Source organism: Streptomyces bicolor, from assembly GCF_000719285.1.
GTDB lineage: Bacteria > Actinomycetota > Actinomycetes > Streptomycetales > Streptomycetaceae > Streptomyces > Streptomyces bicolor.
In genome coordinates, this window is the sequence record NZ_JOFS01000002.1 from 19,866 (window position 1) to 37,970 (window position 18,105).

An 18,105-nucleotide genomic window follows, 5' to 3' on the forward strand; every position below is an offset into this window, starting at 1 on the left:
CAGGCGGCCGGGTTCCTGAGGAGGCCGAGCCGGCCTCAGATGCGAACTCCTCTTCCGTGAGAACGGCGTTCAGCGGCTCTCGGGGACGGAATCGGGTGGCGATGGCCCAGTGGCACCCCGGGCGGGGCGCCGGTCTCGCCCAGCACCACATGGCGTACGACCCGCTCGGCGGCGCGTCCGTCGTCGTACGGGCAGAAGCGCGTCCGGAACGCCGCCCGCAGCTGGGCGGAGCGCGAGCCGCACCAGTGGCCGGTGGCGAAGATGTCGATCAGCTCGTCCTCAGTGCGCGACACCGCGCCCGGCGGGAAGGACCGCACGTCGAAGTAGGTGCCGCGGGCCGCCTCGTAGACCTCCTGGTCATCGGCGTGGATCACGATCGGCCGGTCCAGGCCGGCGTAGTCGAACATGATCGCCGAATAGTCGGTGACCAGGGCGTCCGAGGCGAGGCACAGCGACTCGACGCTCGGGTGGTCGGTGACGTCGATGACCTGGTCGCTGGTCGCGGTGAGCGGGCCGGCGTGGCGGGGGTGGGCGCGGGCCAGGATGATGTGGCGCGGGCCCAGGCGGCGGGTGACGCGGTGCAGGTCGAGGGGGCTGCGCTGGGTGCGGCGGTAGTCGCGGTGGGTGGGGGCGTAGAGGATCACGACGGCGCCCTCGGGGATGCCGAGGCACTCGCGGATCCGGGTCACGTCCGCCGAGGTCGCCTGCTGGAAGACGTCGTTGCGGGGACTGCCGTACTCCAGGGTCGTGTAGCCGCCCGGGTACACGCGCTCCCAGGTCAGGGTGGAGTGGCGGTTGGCGGACAGGACGTAGTCCCACTTGTCGACGTCGTCGACCAGCTCGTCGAAGTCCGTGTCACCCGAGGCCGCCGGGCGTTCGCGCAGATCCAGGCCCATGTGCTTGAGGGGGGTGCCCTGCCGGGTCTGCACGACGATCTGGCCCGGGCGCTTGACCAGGCGTCGGTCCAGCTCGGCGTTGTGGACGAGGTACTTGGAGCGGGCGAGGGCCGTCCAGTAGGCGGCCGTGCCGGGGCGCAGCCGGCGGGTGCCGGTCGGCACTACGGCGTGCTGCTCGGCCTCGGAGATCCAGGCCGTGCGGACACCCGGGGCGTGCGTGCGGAACGCCTGCTCCAGGGCGCCCGGGTTGCAGCCGTGGCCGCGGACGCCCTCGGCCGCGAAGACGGCGCGGTCGGCGCGCACGGGGAGGCAGCGCTGGACGCGGTAGTGCAGCCGCAGAAGGGCGGAACGCAGGCCCTTCAGCAGGCGGTTGGTGAGCTTGGCGGCACGGCGGGCCAGGGCCGCCGCCAGCTGCAGGGCGTGGTAGGTGCGGTGCAGGCCCAGCCGGACGAGGGCGTAGTGGACGCGGGTGCGCGCCGGGACGGGGGCGCCGGGGGCATGGTAACGGCGGTAGTACGTGCGGGCCTTGCGCAGGAAGGCGGCGCGGCTGCGGCGTGGGAGGCGGTCGCGGCGGGCGAACACCACGATCAGGTGGTCGACCATCCGACGGAACAACAGCGGGCGCCAGCGCGCCAGTTCGGGGTTCTGGTCGACGTACGCGAAGACCCGGTCGTACTGCTCGAAGATGTCGAAGTGCCGCGGGCTGACCGTGCCGAGGATGCCGCCCCGGCGGCGCTGCCGGTAGTGCACGCACACCCGGTCCAGCGTCGCGATCGACTCCGCCGTCATCAGGACCGGGTACGTCCACGGCGTGTCCTCGTAGTAGCCGGACGGGAAGGCGAAGCCCTCCTCCTCGACGAACTCCCGCCGGTACGCCTTGTTCCACGCGACCATCAGCAGCCGCAGCAGTCCCGGACGGTCCGCCAGCCGGAAGGGCGCGGGGCCGTCCTCGCTGAGCCGGTCGGCGGCCTGGTTGCGGATCGTCTCGCCGGTCCAGAAGGTGCGCGCGTAGTCGTAGACCAGGACGTCCGGGTCGCCGGTCTCCTTCAGCCGGTCGGCGACGGCGTGCAGGGCGTCGGGGGTGAGGGTGTCGTCGCTGTCCAGGAAGACCAGGTAGTCGCCGGTGGCCTCGGCCATACCGGCGTTGCGGGCGGGCCCCAGGCCCCGGTTCTCGGCGAGGTGCACGGGGCGTACGCGCGGGTCGCGGGCCGCGAACTCGTCGATGATGCCGCCGCACGCGTCCGGCGAGCAGTCGTCGACGGCGATCAGTTCGAGATCGGGATACGACTGCGAGAGCACCGATTCCAGGCACTCGTGCAGGTACGCCTGAACCTTGTACGCGGGGACAATGACACTGAACCTGGGCAAGGGACATCCACTGGGTCGGCCGGGGCGATGGGCGCTGTCGCCTTGCCGGGAACGGCCAATGGAGTGACTTGGTTACGCCTCCTGAGGCATACGGGGGACTTCGGATGAACGACAGGGGGCGGACCGGTGCCGGCCCGCCCCCCAAGCGTGTCGTGTGCGTGGCTACTTGACCGCGCCCGCCATCACGCCGGACACGAACTGCCGCTGGAACGCGAAGAACACGACCAGCGGGATCACCATGGAGATGAACGCGCCGGGTGCCAGGACGTCGATGTTGTTGCCGAACTGCCTTACCTGTGTCTGCAGCGCGACCGTGATCGGCTGACTCCCGGAGTCCGTGAAGATCAGCGCGACCAGCATGTCGTTCCACACCCACAGGAACTGGAAGATGCCGAGCGCGGCGATCGCCGGACCGCCGAGCGGCATCACGACCCGGAAGAACAGGCGCAGTTCACCGGCGCCGTCCAGCCGGGCCGCCTCCAGCAGCTCTCTCGGGATCTCCGCGAAGAAGTTCCGCAGCAGGAACACCGCGAACGGCAGGCCGAAGCCGACGTGGAAGAGGATCACGCCGATCAGCGAGCCGAAGATGCCGATGTTGCCGAACAGTTCGGCGATCGGGATCAGCGCCACCTGCACCGGCACCACCAACAGGCCGACCACGCCCAGGAACCACCAGTCGCGGCCCGGGAACTCCATCCACGCGAACGCGTATCCGGCGAGCGAGCCGATGATGACGACGAGGACCGTCGCCGGGACCGTGATCAGCACGGTGTTGAGGATCGAGTCGGTGATGTCGCTGTTGCTCAGGAGCTTGTCGTAGCTGTCGAAGGTGAGTTGGGAGGGCTTGCTGAAGACCTCCCACCAGCCGCTCGCGGTCATCTCCTCCGGCGGCCGCAGCGACGACAGCAGCAGCCCGATCGTCGGGACCAGCCAGAACAGCCCGACGACGATGAGGAACACCCGCACCAGCCCGCCGCTGACGAAGGAGGCGAGCCGGGCGCCGAGGGACTGCTCGTTCTTTACGACGGTGAGCGGCTCGGGTGCCGCCTTGGTGAGCCTGCCGGCGTCCGCACTCATCGCCGCCCCTCCCGCCGCAGCCTGCGAATGTTACTGCTCATTTCCGGGGGATAACCCCCGGACCCCCAGCAGAAATGCAGGTCGGCCACGACGACCGGCGCGGGCATCGCGGGGAAAGCCCGATGTGTGGCCACCGCCGCGCGGCCCCCGGCCCCCCAGTAGACGACCAGGTCCACGTTCATCGCCTGCCCTCCCGCCTGAGCCGACGGATGTTGAACCACATCACGGGAATCACCAAGAGCAGCAGGAACACGGAGATCGCGCTCGCGATGCCCGGCTGGTCCTCGGAGAAGCCCTTGCGGTACAGCTCCAGCGCGAGGACGTTCGCGTCGTCCTGGGAGGAGCCCGGGGCGATGATGAAGACCAGGTCGAAGATCTTCAGCACGTTGATCATCAGGGTGACGGTGACGACCGCGAGGACGGGTGCGAGGAGCGGCACCGTGACCTTGCGGAACACCTGCCACTCGTTGGCGCCGTCGACCCGCGCCGCCTCCAGCAGGTCGCGGGGGATGCCCGCGAGCCCGGCCGCGATCAGCACCATCGCGAAACCGGCCCACATCCAGATGTACGAGCCGATGATGGCCGGCGTGACCAGGGACGGGCCGAGCCAGTCCAGGCCGTTGTACGGCTCCTTGAAGTTGTCCGCGGGGAGCTTGAGACGGGCACCGTCCGCGGCGGCCGGCAGGGTGAACGTGCCGTCGTCGGCAGCCTTGGTGGAGGCCACCACCCTGCCGTCCTTGACGGCCTCGATCTTCATCCCGGCGTACCCCAGCTCGGACGCGTCGACGCCGCCGAGCGTGCCGACGCCCTTGCCGCGCGTGAAGTCCTGCCAGGTGGTGCCGGTGACCTTCCCCGGCTCCGCCTTCGCCTGTACGGCCTTCTCGGCGTCGTCCGGCATCTGGTCGGGGGCGACACCGACCAGGGGCAGGACGACCGGGGTGCCGGCGCTGACGGTGGCCTTGGTGACGAAACCGCCGCCCGGCGCCGCTTCGAGGGGCGACTCGCGCCCCGGGTGCGCCTTGGGGAACGCGGACGCCTGCGCGAAGGTGTCGTGGACGCCGACCCACACCGCGTTGGCGACGCCCTTGTCCGGGTCCTGGTCGTACACGAGCCGGAAGATGATGCCCGCCGCCAGCATCGAGATCGCCATCGGCATGAAGACGACCAGCTTGAACGCCGTGCCCCAGCGCACCCGCTCGGTCAGCACCGCGAAGATCAGACCGAGCGCGGTGGCGACCGTCGGGGCGAACACCACCCAGATGATGTTGTTCTTGAGGGCGGTGCGGATGCCGTCGTCCGTGAAGAGGGCCTCGTAGTTGTCGAGTCCGGCGAAGCCGTCGCCGGACTGGTCGTAGAAACTGCGGACGACCGAGTACCCGATCGGGTAGACCACGAGCGCGCCGAGCAGCACGAGGGCGGGCAGCAGGAAGAGCGCCGCCATGGCCTTGCGCGTGCCGGTCACACTCTTGCGCGACCTGGGTGCGGCAGGGGTCGGATTCTTCGGGCCGACCCCTGCCGCTTCCGCCGACGCCATGGCGTCAGTTTCCGTACGCCGCGGCGGCGTCGGCTTCCAGCTTGCGCTGCGTTCCCGCGATGTCCGACGGGTTCTTCAGGAAGTCCTGCAGCGCCTTCCACTCGCCCTTGCCGGGCGTGCCGCCGAAGGCCTGCGGGGCCTGGTCGGACATGTCGAAGCGGAAGTCGTCGCCGGAGTCGATCAGCGCCTTGGCGATCTTCCGCTGGACATCGTTCGGGTACGCCGAGTTGTCGACGTTCTTGTTCGGCGAGAGGTAGCCGCCCAGCTTGGCCTGGATGGTCGCCGCGTCCGGGGAGGCCAGGAAGGTGGCCAGGGCCTGCGCCGCCTTGGAGTCCTGCAGGATCACGGCCGCGTCACCGCCGGAGACGACCGGCGCGGCGTCACCCACGGCCGGGAACGGGAACACCTTCGCGTCGGTGCCCACCTCAGCCTTGGCCTGGACGATGTTGACCTGCGCGAAGTCGCCCTCGTAGACCATGCCGGCCTTCGGCTGGTCGCCGCCGGTGAAGGTCTGGGTGACGGAGGCCGGGAAGTCCGTCTGCAGCGCGCCGCTCGCACCGCCCGCCACATAGTCCTTCTTGCCCCACACCTGGGCGAGCGTGGTGAGCGCGTCCTTCACGGACGCGTCGGTCCACTTGATCTCGTGCCGCGCCAGCTGGTCGTACTTCTCGGGGCCCGCCTGGGAGAGGTAGATGTTCTCGAACCAGTCGGTGAGGGTCCAGCCCTCCGCGCCGCCGACGGAGAACGGGGTGACGCCGGAGTCGTACACGGTCTGCGCGGTGGTGAGAAGCTCGTCCCACGTCTTGGGCTCGGTGGCCCCCGCGTTCTCGAAGACCTTGGCGTTGTACCAGATCAGCGACTTGTTGGCGGCCTTGTAGTAGACGCCGTACTGCTTGTTGTCGACCTTGCCGATGTCCTGCCAGCCCTGCGAGTAGTTCTCCTGAAGCTCGTTGACCGCGTCCGCGCCCAGGGGCTTGGCCCACTTCTTCTCGACGGCCTGCTTGATGGCGCCCGGCTGCGGAAGCATCGCGATGTCCGGCGGCTGGCCGCCCGCGACCTTCGAGCCGAGGAAGTTGATGATCGGGTCCTGGGCGGGCACGAAGGTCACCTTGGCGCCCGTGCGCTTCTCGAACTCCGCGAGGACCTTCTTGAAGTTCTCCTGCTCGGCACCGGTCCATACGGCGGCGACCTCGAGGGATTCGCCGTTCAGCTTGGGAAGGGTGACGGTGTCGGCGGTCTCCTTACCCCCGGAACCGCCCTGTTCGCCGCCGCCGTTGTCGTCATCGCCGCCGCATGCCGTGAGCGAGAGCGCGAGGGTTCCCGCGAGTACGGCTGCCGCGGCCCTGGCGGCCCTGTTCGTCCGGTTCTTGCTGCTCGTGCTGCGCATCACTGCCCCGTTCTTCGTGCCTCGTCGAACGTTCGAGCGCTGTCCCGTGCGATCTGGTCTACGCCTTGGTATGGGGGGCGGCAAGACCGCCTCCGCTGTCAACCCGGGGATCGTGACGACCTCGTGACCAGGGACCGCGCACTCCTGCTATCGGCGTGAACGGCCTCGTCCTGAAGGCAACCGCTACAGCAGAGACGGAACCTCCACCGCGGATACCTCCCGCGCCGCCCTTTCCAACGCACTGGCCAGCAACGCCAGATCCGTGGGCCCGTTCCCCAACTCCCGCACCGGGCGCCGGGTCGGCGGGTCGCCCATCCGGTGCCACTCCAACGGCACGACCGTCGGCCGCAGCGTCGCCGTCCGTGGAATACGCCCCGTGACCCGCCCGCCCTGGAACGGCACCACTCTGCCGTCCGCCCAGGCCAACCACCCACGGCCCGGCGCCGGTTCGTCAGGACCTGCCGCGACCGCGTCCAGTGTCACCCGCAACGTCGCCAGGCGCGCCGGCTCCGACTCCGCCGTACGGCCTCCGATCCCCGCGGCCGCCACCAGATGCACCCCGAGCCGCGCGCCCTCGCGCGCCACGGCCTCCAGCGCCCGTATCACCGAGCCCGCCGCGGGCCGGCCCGGCGACCCGAGCGCGGGCGAGACCAGCGCGTCCAGGTCGTCCACGACCACCACGAGCCGAGGCAACGGCGGCACGGCCTCGGCCTGCCGACGCGCCGCCCCCGGCCGCAGCCGCAGCGTGGAGCTGGGCGGTGTGTCCAGGTCCCCGTTGAGGTCACCGCCCCCGCTGCCGGCCACCGCCCCCGCCCCACGGTGCGCGACCATCCGGCTCGACAGCTCACGGCCCGTGTGCCACTCGGTGAAGTCGGACCGCCCGAGGAGCTCCGCGCGGCGCTTCAGCTCGGCGCTGAGCGACTGGGCGAACTCCCGCATACGGACCGGATCGTTGGCGGTGAGGTGGGTGGTGACATGCGGGACGTCCGTACAGACCCGCAGCCCCTCGCCGTGCGCGCCGCCCGCGCTCACCGTGTCCCGGCCGTCCATCAGCACCACGCTCAACCGGTCCGGCCGCTCGGCCGCCGCGAGCGAGGCGACGACCGCCCGCAGCAGCTCCGTACGCCCGCTGCCGGGTGGCCCCTCGATCAGCAGGTGCGGGCCGTCGGCGCCGAGGTCCGCGCTGACCGGCCCGCGCGGCCCGGCCCCCAGCACGGCGCAGGCCCGCCCGCCGAGGGCCTCCGCGTCATCACCGGCGTCGGCCCACCGCGCCATGAGCGACGCCGGGGTGGCCCTGGCCAGCCCCAACTCGTCCAGCAGCCGCGCCGCCTGAGGCAACGGCACGGACACGCGCGCCTGCCGCTCCCCGACGGCGCCCTCGGTCCGCAACGGCGCCAGAGCCCGCGCGAACCGCTCCGCCCAGGCGAGCGAGACGGCGTCCACGGCGGCCACGGTGCCGTGCCCGACGGGACCGTGGGCGGGGATGTCGCTGGTTGGGCCGTGTGCATCTGGGCTGTGGCCGGCAACGCCGCCTTGGTCGGCAACTCCGCCTTGGCCGGCGGCACCCGTCCTGGCCGCGTCCGCCGCGCGCGGGGAAACCTCCGCCGAGCGGGGCAAGCCCTCCGCCTCGTGCCCGGCAGCCCCGGGCCTGCTTCCGTTCCCGCTTCCGTTCCCGCTTCCGTTCCCGTTCCCGGCACCGCCCCGCGCCACCCGCATCAGCCGCAGCGCCGTCGCCACATCGCCGCTGAGCAGCGCGACCGCACCGCACTCCCGGAACACCGGCGACACCGTGCAGGCCGCCTCGTAGGTCTCCGTCACCGGCGAAGCGGGCGACGCCGAAGCCGTCTCGGCCAGGCACACGACGTGGATCCCGGCCCGCGGCCCCTCCAGCGCCAGCCGTGCCACGGCCTCGCGCAGGTCGGCACCGCCGGGATCGCCGTCCACGACGACCACGCTGTACGGCCCCGCGAATCCGTCCGCCCCGTCGGCACGGTCGTCCTCCCGCGCCCACGAGGGCCGCCGAACGGCACGCTGAGCAGGCAACCGCGCACCCGCCCCACGAGCCGCCGAGCCACTCACCGCACCGGCAGACCCCGCACCGCCGGACCCCGCGCCGTCGTACCCGGCCCCGCCGGCCGTCTCCGCCGTCATGTCCCGCAGCCGCCGCAGCAACTCCTCCGTGCGAGCAGTCGCCTGTTCGCGGTCGTACGCCAGCAGCAGGCGGCAGTCCTGGCCGTGTCCGGGGCGGACCTGCGGGAGCCAGCCCAGCCAGGACCACTCGGCGGTGCGCTCCTCCAGGGGGCGGGAGCGGTCCGCGCTGATCAGCACCAGTTCCAGGGCGTCCGGCGAGTGCAGCGCGGCGAGTTGGGCGATCACCGCGCGGGCCAGCCCGGCGAGCCGCTCGCGAGGACCGGCCAGACCCAGCGCGCCGACCTCGCGCAGATCGGTGGTCACCGGTACCGCGGGAAGCAGCCCCGAGCCGTCGGGCGCCGCCCGGTCCGCCGTGCCGAGCCGTACCGTGAGCGCCTCCGGGTGGCCCGGTGCGCGCTCCCACAGCCGGGGCCCGGGACCCAGGGCCGTCAGCAGCAGGGACGCGGGGTCCGGCCAGGTCTCCGGCAGCCGGGGACCGCCGCTTACCGGGGAGGGGAGCTCGGTCGCCTCGGCTCGCTCGTCGTCGTGCGTCCCACGCCGTGCCGCCTCCGGCTCCCCGCGCCCGCCGGCCAGCCGCCGCGCCCACGCCGAGAGCCCGCCGCGCCTGCGCACGCCCGGCGGCACGTCGGTGCCCCGGAGCGGGGTGCCCTTACGGCTGCCGCTGCGGGCCGGGGTGCCGTCGCGGCTGCCGTCGCTCGCGGTGCCGGCGATGCCGTGAGCCGCGGTGTCCCCGCCGTGCGCCGGGATGCCGTCGCGGCCGTGGCCGCTCGCCGTGCCGTCGGCGCCGTGCCCACCGGCGTCCCCACCGAACTCGCCAGCGCCGAAGCCCGCGCCGTGCGTGTCGCCGCCGCGCGGTGCCGTGGGCGGCCGCCCGGCCCCGCCCTGCCGTTCGATCCGAGGTGCCCCGCCCTGGGGCGGCACGATGGGCGGCTCCACCGGACCGTGCTCCTGAGCCGCCGACCGGCCTGCCGAGGAACCGGACGCGTCGCCGCCGTCCGCCACGCGTGCGTGCGGCACCGCCGGGGCACCCGGCGCGGGCGCCGCCCGTCCGTCGCTCCCCGGGCGAGGGCCGACCGGGTCGTCCCCGGCGGGGACCCGCACATGCCCCTCCCCGTCCGGCTCCGTCCGCACCCGCGCCCCCGGCCCGCCGGCCGGGGTGAGCCGCAGGGCCGACTCGCCGATCCGCAGCAGAGCGCCCGGCGCGAAGCGCACCGGGCGGGTGGTCAGGCGGGCGCCGTCCAGCGTCGTGCCGTTCGTGGAGCCGAGGTCGGCGACCGAGACGCGGCCGTCGGCGGCGACCGTGACCGCGCAGTGCAGCCGGGAGACGTCCGGGTCGTCGAGCGGGACGTCGGCGTCGGCGGAGCGGCCGATGCGGATCTCGCCGCCGTGCAGCAGGTGGACCCCGCCCGCGTCCGGGCCGGCCACGACATGGAGCTGGGTCGGGGCGTCGTCCAGCTCGGGGTGGGGTTCGGGTGCCGCCGGGGCGCCCAGGGACAGCACCGCGCCGTCTATCAGCGGGGGTTCGCCGAGCGTGCTGCGCCGGTCGTCGAGCCGCTCCGCGCCCGCGTACAGCACGACGGGGCCTCCACTGCGCTCGGCTTCGCTAGCGCGGGAGGTGCCCCCGTCGCCGGACACCGCCGAGGCGAGCGCCGACGCCACCGTGGCCAGGGCCGTGCCCGCGGGGGCCGTGACCAGCACGTCGCAGCTCGCGGCGCGGCTCCGCGCCGGGGAGGGCGGAGCCAGCGGGTCTACGACGGTCAGCCGGATCTGCATCGGCGTCAGCGGTCCCTTCTGTGCGGGCGCGGACCCCCCACACGAGCACATCGGCCAGTACTCCACGCATCCTCGCACCTGCCACTGACAACGCGCCCCCCGCTCGAAGGCAAGTGATCTTGATTGGTCGGCTCTGCCCGCAAAAGTGCCTGACAAGTGCACTGCCGACGATCAGTTGAGATCGCTCACGTCTGGTTGCGGCAACCACGAGACAGAGCCGAGCGTCTTTCCTTCGAACATGTACGGGAAGCCATACGTAAGACGCACAGAATGACGACAAGCCGGTGCCCCGGGGGACGGCACTACAGTGGGTCGGAACGTAGGCAAGCAGCAGGGAGCGCGACGTGCGGCCGGTAGGCAGCAAGTACTTCCTCGAGGAGCCGCTCGGTCGCGGCGCCACGGGGACCGTCTGGCGAGCCCGCCAGCGGGAGACCGCGGGCGCCGAGGCAGCCGTGCAGGGGCAGCCCGGTGAGACCGTCGCGATCAAGGTCCTCAAGGAGGAGCTCGCCAGCGACGCGGACATCGTCATGCGGTTCCTGCGGGAGCGGTCCGTCCTGCTCCGGCTGACCCACCCCAACATCGTCCGGGTCCGTGACCTGGTCGTCGAGGGCGAGCTGCTGGCCCTCGTCATGGACCTCATCGACGGCCCGGACCTGCACCGCTACCTGCGCGAGAACGGCCCCTTCACTCCGGTCGCCGCGTCCCTGCTCACCGCGCAGATCGCCGACGCGCTGGCCGCCAGCCACGCCGACGGCGTCGTCCACCGCGACCTCAAGCCCGCCAACGTCCTGCTCCAGCAGAACGGCGGCCGGATGCACCCGCTGCTGACCGACTTCGGCATCGCCCGCCTCGCCGACTCCCCGGGCCTGACCCGCACCCACGAGTTCGTCGGCACGCCCGCGTACATCGCGCCCGAGTCCGCCGAGGGCCGCCCGCAGACCTCCGCCGTCGACATCTACGGCGCCGGCATCCTCCTCTACGAGCTGCTCACCGGCCGCCCCCCGTTCGGCGGCGGCTCCGCCCTTGAGGTCCTGCACCAGCACCTGAGCGCCGAGCCGCGCCGCCCGTCCACGGTCCCCGACCCGCTGTGGACGGTCATCGAACGCTGCCTGCGAAAGAACCCCGACGAACGGCCCAGCGCCGAGAACCTCGCCCGTGCCCTGCGCGTCGTCGCCGAGGGCGTCGGCGTGCACGCCAACTCGGCGCAGATCGCGGCGGCCGAGGGCGTCGCCGCGCTGCTCGCCCCCGATCCCTCGCCGGCCACCGTGCCGGGCTCGGCCGACCCCACCCAGGTGCTGCCGCACGGCGCGGACCCGGGCGCGTTCGACCCGAACGCCGCGACCAGCGTCCTGCCGCACACCGGCGCCCCCGGCCCGGCGGGCGCCGCCGACCCCACCACCGTGCTGCCGAACACGGGCGGTCCGGGCGGACACGGTGCCGCGGACCCGACGGCCGTCATGCCGCCGATGCCGCCGGGCCGGCCCGGTCAGCAAGGTCAGCCCGGGCCCGAGGACCCGCACCCCTGGCAGAACCAGCTGCGCGCGGCCCGGGATCGCAACGAGCAGACGCAGGTCCAGTACGTCGACCCCAACCAGGACCCGCTGCGCCGCCGCCCCCAGCGGCAGGTCGCCCGCCCACAGCAGCAGCCGCGCCCCCAGCAGCAGCGACCGCCGCAGGGCGGGCAGCAGGGGTACGGCTACCCGCAGCAGCAACAGCCCCAGCCGTACGCCCCGCCGCGCCGGCCGCAACAGCAGCCGCAGCGGTACGCCCCGCCGCCGGAGCCGCAGCGGCCGCAGCGCGAGCCGCGGCAGCCGCGTCAGCGCAGCGCCAACCCGATGCGGATCCCCGGCCTCGGCTGCCTCAAGGGATGCCTGTTCACCATCATCATCCTCGTCGTCGCGGGCTGGCTGGTCTGGGAACTGAGCCCGTTGCAGGAGTGGATCGGCACGGGCAAGGGCTACTGGGAGCAGCTCACCGACTGGTTCAGCACCGTGACCGGGTGGATCGGGGAGCTGGGCGGAGGCTCGGGCACCAGCTGAGCCGAGGCGGTGCCGGCTCGGCCAGTTTGGTTATTTGTCGACATCTGACGAATGATTTCCGCCTCCGCGGTGAAGGTTGGTTCGTCGAGCGCGTAGTTTTGTCGACCGGGGATCCCGGGTTTGTCGGCTGGGGGTCCGGAGGCCGCGCGGCGGTAGCCGCACATTCAACCGGTCCCCGGAGTGACGCAGCAGCGACAACACGCGTCGGTAGGAGCAGTCTTGGCACGGAAGATCGGCAGCCGGTACACCGCCAACCAGATCCTGGGGCGGGGCAGTGCCGGCACGGTGTGGCTGGGTGAGGGGCCCGAGGGGCCCGTCGCCATCAAGCTGCTGCGCGAGGATCTCGCCTCCGACCAGGAGCTCGTCGGCCGCTTCGTGCAGGAGCGGACGGCGCTGCTCGGGCTGGAGCACCCGAACGTGGTCTCCGTGCGCGACCTCGTCGTCGACGGCAATGACCTCGCGCTGGTCATGGACCTGGTCCGCGGCACGGATCTGCGCACCCGGCTCGACCGCGACCGGCGGCTCGCGCCCGAGGCGGCGGTGGCGATCGTCGCGGACGTCGCGGACGGGCTGGCGGCGGCGCACGCCGCCGGGGTCGTGCACCGGGACGTGAAGCCGGAGAACGTCCTGCTGGACATGCAGGGCCCGCTGGGCCCGGGCGGCTCGCACCCCGCCCTCCTGACGGACTTCGGTGTGGCGAAACTCATCGACTCACCGCGGCGTACCCGAGCGACGAAGATCATCGGAACCCCGGACTACCTGGCGCCGGAGATCGTGGAGGGGCTGCCACCGAGGGCGGCCGTCGACATCTACGCCCTCGCCACCGTCCTGTACGAGCTGCTGGCGGGCTTCACACCGTTCGGCGGCGGCCACCCGGGCGCGGTGCTCCGCCGCCACGTCACGGAGACGGTGGCCCCGCTGCCGGGCATCCCCGACGAACTGTGGCAGCTGATCGTGCAGTGCCTGGCGAAGGCGCCGGCCTCGCGGTTGCGGGCCTCGGAGCTGGGGGTACGGCTGCGGGAGCTGCTGCCGATGCTCGCCGGGATGCCTCCGCTGGACGTGGACGAGCCGGACGCGGAGCCCACGGAAGAGGAGGCTCCGGTCGCGGCGGAGGAAGCTCCGGCGGGGGAGCGGGTGCGGCGGCGGGGGGCGGTGCCCCTGGTGCCGGGTGCCAAGCCGGCCGACTCCAACCGGGACACGCATACGTCGATGAGGGTGCCGGGGCCCGATGAGCTGGCCGGGGGTGCGCGCGGTACCGCGCGGGTGCCGAGGCCGACGGGGGCGCCGCGGCCTGGTTCGGCGCGTCATCGGGCGACGGCGCGGCGGCGGCGGGTGGCGTTGGGGGCGGCGGCGGTGGCGCTGGTGGCCGCGGCGGGGGTGGGTGCGTGGCTGGCCACGTCGGACGACGACGCCGGTGCGACGCCCCAGGACACGAACAACACGGCCCCGGCAACGCCGTAGGCAGGGCCCTCGTGGCGGGTCGGCGGCGACGCCGGCCGTCCCGAGAGGCCACGGCACCCGGAGCTCCCCGCTCGGCGGAGCCGTTACGCTGGAGGCGTGGCAGTCGTCGATGTATCCGAAGAGCTCAAGTCCCTCTCCTCGACCATGGAGTCGATCGAGGCCGTTCTGGACCTCGACAAGCTGAGGGCAGACATCGCCGTGCTCGAGGAGCAGGCGGCCGCGCCGTCCCTGTGGGACAACCCGGACGAGGCGCAGAAGATCACCAGCAAGCTGTCCCACCTCCAGGCGGAGGTGCGGAAGGCCGAGGCCCTGCGCGGACGGATCGACGATCTCGCCGTGCTCTTCGAGATGGCCGAGGAGGAGGACGACCCGGACACCCGCGCCGAGGCCGAGTCCGAGCTCGCCGCCGTCAAGAAGGCGCTGGACGAGATGGAGGTCCGGACGCTGCTCAGCGGTGAGTACGACTCCCGCGAGGCGCTCGTCAACATCCGCGCCGAGGCCGGCGGCGTCGACGCCGCGGACTTCGCCGAGCGGCTGCAGCGCATGTACCTGCGCTGGGCGGAGCAGAAGGGCTACAAGACCGAGCTCATCGAGACGTCGTACGCCGAAGAGGCCGGCATCAAGTCGACCACCTTCGCCGTGCAGGCGCCGTACGCCTACGGCACCCTCTCCGTCGAGCAGGGCACCCACCGTCTCGTGCGCATCTCGCCCTTCGACAACCAGGGCCGTCGCCAGACCTCCTTCGCGGGCGTCGAGGTCCTCCCCGTCGTCGAGCAGTCCGACCACGTCGAGATCGACGAGAGTGAGCTGCGGATCGACGTGTACCGGTCCTCCGGGCCCGGCGGTCAGGGCGTCAACACCACCGACTCGGCCGTGAGGATCACCCACCTCCCCACCGGCATCGTCGTCTCCTGCCAGAACGAGCGGTCGCAGATCCAGAACAAGGCCACCGCGATGAACGTCCTCCAGGCCAAGCTGCTCGAGCGGCGTCGGCAGGAGGAACAGGCCAAGATGGACGCCCTGAAGGGCGACGGCGGCAACTCCTGGGGCAACCAGATGCGGTCGTACGTGCTGCACCCGTACCAGATGGTCAAGGACCTGCGCACCGACTTCGAAGTCGGCAACCCCGAGGCCGTGTTCAACGGTGAGATCCAGGGGTTCCTCGAGGCCGGAATTCGCTGGCGCAAGCAGCAAGAGAAGTAACTTTGTCGACAAGGCAACTGCCGTCATCCGGACGGCAGTTGCCTTGTCTGTGCCTGCATGTCTGGGTTTTACATCACACTCACAGTCTCCAACCCCCGCCATAACTCCCGTTTTTGGACATGGCGCACGCAAACGGCCTTGACGAGTCCTTGAAAAATGGGAAGGGTAAAGCGTGGCATGCGTATCTCTGGGGCGCATGTGAACCGGGGGGCTCAAGTTCAGCTACCTCCGTCGATCACGGCCCCCGAGCGCCCGCCTCCTTGACGATTCAGCTACTGGGGGTAGCAACCTAATGACTAAGAAGACGCGGATCCGTATCGCGCGCCTCGCGGCCGGCGCCGTGATCGCGGCCGGTGCCTCGCTGACCGCTGCGGGTGCCGCTTCTGCTGCCGAGAACGAGGGCGACGGCTGCCTGCTCGGCATCTGCCTCGGGGACGAGGACCCGACCGATCCGCCCACCGACCCGGTTCCGACGGACCCTGGCATCCCCACCGACATCCCGACGGACATCCCGACCGAGGACCCGATCCCGACGGAGGACCCGACGCTCGAGCCGACCGAGCCGACGGAGCCCACCGACGAGCCGACCACCGACCCGACCGACCCGGGTAACGGGAACGGCAATGGGAACGGCAACGGCAACAACGGCGGCGGTAACGACAACACCGACCCCGACGGCGGCACCTCCCCGCAGCAGGAGGGCTCCTCCGGCCTCGGCGACACCGGCTCGGACGACAACACCGGCACCGGCACCGGCACCAGCACGGCCGCCCAGGGCGGCGGCGAGGAGCTCGCCGAGACCGGTGCGGCCCAGACCACGTTCCTGCTGGTCGGCGCCGCCACGATGATCGCCGGCGGTATCGGCTTCCGCATCCTGCCGCGCCTCGTGGGCGGCCGCGGCGGTGCGGCTGCCTGACGGTAGCCGACCGTTCACGCTGTGTAACGTACGTCGTACGGCCGAGGGGCCCGGAGCGCGTTTCGCTCCGGGCCCCTCGGCATGTTCGTCTGCGGGGTGGTTCGCCCGCTACGCCGTCTGGTGGGCCAGCAGCGCCACCGCGGCGATCAGCACCGCCAGCAGGGCGATCAGCGTCATGGGGTTCAGACCCGCGAGCGGGTTCTCCTGCTGCAGCCGCTCACGGTTCGCCCGGCACACGGGGCAGCGGCCCTCACTCACGGGCGCGGCACAGTTCGCGCACACCAGCCGGTCGTACGTCATGCGCCACCCTCCTAGCGGTTTCCCTCCGGGGGTTCAACGGGTTTGGGCCCGAGAATGTTCCCCACCTCTACTGTGCCAGGTTCCTCCGGAAAGGGCTCGGGTGCTCTCGCAGGGGTGGTTTCCGTTGTCTCGCGGCTGCCGGCTGTGTGTGGCTCGTCGCGCCCACGCGGCGGAGCCGCATATCGATACAGCCCCGCGCCCCTTTCGGGGCGCTGTCCTCACCGTCCGTCAAAGAGCGAACCCCGTACAAAAGTGCACAAGGGGCGCGCAACCCTCCCGGTGACTGCGCCCTCGCCCCCGGTTCGCGTATGGTCACGCTCATCTACCCCCGGCGACCCGTGGTGCATCCGTGATCCGATTCGACAATGTCTCCAAGGTCTACCCCAAGCAGACCCGCCCCGCACTCAGGGATGTGTCCCTGGAAGTGGAGAAGGGCGAGTTCGTGTTCCTCGTGGGGTCCTCCGGCTCCGGAAAGTCCACCTTCCTGCGGCTGATCCTCCGCGAGGAGCGGTGCAGTCACGGGCAGGTGCACGTCCTGGGCAAGGACCTCGCACGCGTCTCCAACTGGAAGGTGCCCCAGATCCGGCGCCAGCTCGGGACGGTGTTCCAGGACTTCCGGCTCCTGCCGAACAAGACGGTCGCCGAGAACGTCGCCTTCGCCCAGGAGGTCATCGGCAAGTCGCGCGGCGAGATCCGCAAGTCCGTGCCGCAGGTGCTCGACCTCGTCGGGCTCGGCGGCAAGGAGGACCGGATGCCCGGCGAGCTCTCCGGCGGTGAGCAGCAGCGCGTGGCCATCGCGCGGGCCTTCGTCAACCGGCCCAAGCTGCTCATCTGCGACGAGCCCACCGGCAACCTCGACCCGCAGACCTCCGTCGGCATCATGAAGCTGCTCGACCGGATCAACCGGACGGGCACCACCGTGGTGATGGCCACGCACGACCAGAACATCGTGGACCAGATGCGCAAGCGCGTCATCGAGCTGGAGCAGGGCCGCCTCGTCCGCGACCAGGCGCGCGGCGTCTACGGCTACCAGCACTGACCGCCCCGTCCACGGAAAGGCTCAACCAGTCGCCATGCGCGCCCAGTTCGTACTGTCCGAGATCGGTGTCGGTCTCCGCCGCAATCTGACGATGACGTTCGCCGTCGTCGTCTCCGTCGCCCTGTCGCTCGCCCTGTTCGGCGGGTCGCTCCTGATGAGCGACCAGGTCAGCACCATGAAGGGCTACTGGTACGACAAGGTCAACGTCTCCGTCTTCCTCTGCAACAAGAGCGACGCCGAGTCCGACCCCAACTGCGCCAAGGGCGCGGTCACCGATGACCAGAAGAACGAGATCCTCGCCGACCTGAAGAAGATGTCGGTCGTCGAGAAGGTGACGTACGAGTCGCAGGACGAGGCGTACAAGCACTACAAGGAGCAGTTCGGCGACTCCCCGCTGGCCGCCTCGCTCACGCCGGACCAGCTGCAGGAGTCGTACCGGATCAAGCTGAAGAACCCGGAGAAATACCAGGTCGTGGCCACCGCCTTCAACGGGCGGGACGGCGTGCAGTCCGTGCAGGACCAGAAGGGCATCCTGGACAACCTCTTCAAGCTGCTCAACGGCATGAACTGGGCGGCACGCGCGGTGATGGCGCTGATGCTCGTCGTCGCGCTGATGCTGATCGTCAACACGGTGCGCGTGTCGGCGTTCAGCCGTCGGCGGGAGACCGGGATCATGCGGCTGGTCGGTGCCTCGGGCTTCTACATCCAGGCGCCGTTCATCATGGAGGCCGCGGTCGCCGGGCTCATCGGCGGGACGGTCGCCTGTGCCTTCCTGGTGATCGCCCGGTACTTCCTCATCGACCACGGACTGGCCCTGGCCGACCAGCTGACACTGGTCAACTTCATCGGCTGGGACGCCGTACTGACCAAGCTTCCGCTCATCCTCGCGACGAGCCTGCTGATGCCGGCGTTGGCGGCTTTCTTCGCGTTGCGCAAGTACCTGAAGGTGTGACCAACGCCA

At 71.6% G+C, this 18,105-nt stretch carries 12 protein-coding genes; 6 read left to right on the forward strand and 6 right to left on the reverse strand.

The features are described 5' to 3' along the window. Nucleotides 1-35: 35 nt before the first annotated feature. The 5 genes from IF78_RS0102250 to IF78_RS0102270 form a co-directional block, all read right to left on the reverse strand. A complete protein-coding gene (locus IF78_RS0102250; RefSeq protein ID WP_031478219.1) occupies nucleotides 36-2,264 on the reverse strand; it encodes a bifunctional glycosyltransferase/CDP-glycerol:glycerophosphate glycerophosphotransferase in 2,229 nt (742 codons plus the stop codon). Between the two features lie 162 nt (nucleotides 2,265-2,426). Next, nucleotides 2,427-3,341, reverse strand: a complete 915-nt coding sequence (locus tag IF78_RS0102255; protein WP_031478220.1) for a carbohydrate ABC transporter permease — start codon at nucleotides 3,339-3,341, stop codon at nucleotides 2,427-2,429. A gap of 178 nt (nucleotides 3,342-3,519) precedes the next feature. Beyond that, nucleotides 3,520-4,875: a carbohydrate ABC transporter permease gene (locus IF78_RS0102260; RefSeq protein ID WP_234439749.1), complete on the reverse strand. Its 1,356-nt coding sequence runs from the start codon at nucleotides 4,873-4,875 to the stop codon at nucleotides 3,520-3,522. Nucleotides 4,876-4,879: 4 nt separating this feature from the next. Next, nucleotides 4,880-6,262 carry an ABC transporter substrate-binding protein gene (locus IF78_RS0102265; RefSeq protein WP_031478224.1) on the reverse strand — a complete coding sequence of 461 codons (1,383 nt, stop codon included), beginning with the start codon at nucleotides 6,260-6,262 and terminating at the stop codon, nucleotides 4,880-4,882. Between the two features lie 183 nt (nucleotides 6,263-6,445). Continuing rightward, on the reverse strand, nucleotides 6,446-10,186 hold the full coding sequence (locus tag IF78_RS0102270; protein ID WP_031478225.1) for an FHA domain-containing protein: 3,741 nt from the start codon (nucleotides 10,184-10,186) through the stop codon (nucleotides 6,446-6,448). A gap of 344 nt (nucleotides 10,187-10,530) precedes the next feature. Here IF78_RS0102270 and IF78_RS0102275 point away from each other — a divergent pair, with 344 nt between their 5' ends. The 4 genes from IF78_RS0102275 (at nucleotide 10,531) to IF78_RS0102290 (ending at nucleotide 15,805) form a co-directional block, all read left to right on the forward strand. Continuing rightward, nucleotides 10,531-12,225: a serine/threonine-protein kinase gene (locus IF78_RS0102275; protein WP_031478227.1), complete on the forward strand. Its 1,695-nt coding sequence runs from the start codon at nucleotides 10,531-10,533 to the stop codon at nucleotides 12,223-12,225. A gap of 219 nt (nucleotides 12,226-12,444) precedes the next feature. Further along, the gene (locus IF78_RS0102280; protein WP_031478229.1) at nucleotides 12,445-13,686 is read left to right on the forward strand and encodes a serine/threonine-protein kinase; all 1,242 of its coding nucleotides are present in this window, start codon (nucleotides 12,445-12,447) and stop codon (nucleotides 13,684-13,686) included. Between the two features lie 96 nt (nucleotides 13,687-13,782). Then, a complete protein-coding gene (gene prfB / locus IF78_RS0102285) occupies nucleotides 13,783-14,889 on the forward strand; it encodes a peptide chain release factor 2 (RefSeq protein WP_031478230.1) in 1,107 nt (368 codons plus the stop codon). Between the two features lie 292 nt (nucleotides 14,890-15,181). Next, the gene (locus IF78_RS0102290; protein ID WP_031478232.1) at nucleotides 15,182-15,805 is read left to right on the forward strand and encodes an LPXTG cell wall anchor domain-containing protein; all 624 of its coding nucleotides are present in this window, start codon (nucleotides 15,182-15,184) and stop codon (nucleotides 15,803-15,805) included. A 108-nt stretch (nucleotides 15,806-15,913) separates the two neighbouring features. Here IF78_RS0102290 and IF78_RS0102295 read toward each other — a convergent pair whose 3' ends face one another. Then, a complete protein-coding gene (locus IF78_RS0102295; protein ID WP_031478234.1) occupies nucleotides 15,914-16,105 on the reverse strand; it encodes a hypothetical protein in 192 nt (63 codons plus the stop codon). 349 nt (nucleotides 16,106-16,454) lie between these two features. Between IF78_RS0102295 and ftsE the strand changes: the two genes are divergently transcribed. Together ftsE and ftsX are read left to right on the forward strand one after the other, a co-directional pair. Then, nucleotides 16,455-17,144, forward strand: coding sequence for a cell division ATP-binding protein FtsE (gene ftsE / locus IF78_RS0102300; protein WP_031478235.1), 690 nt, complete (start codon nucleotides 16,455-16,457; stop codon nucleotides 17,142-17,144). A 34-nt stretch (nucleotides 17,145-17,178) separates the two neighbouring features. Beyond that, on the forward strand, nucleotides 17,179-18,096 hold the full coding sequence (ftsX, locus tag IF78_RS0102305) for a permease-like cell division protein FtsX (protein WP_031478236.1): 918 nt from the start codon (nucleotides 17,179-17,181) through the stop codon (nucleotides 18,094-18,096). The last annotated feature ends 9 nt before the right edge of the window (nucleotides 18,097-18,105 follow it).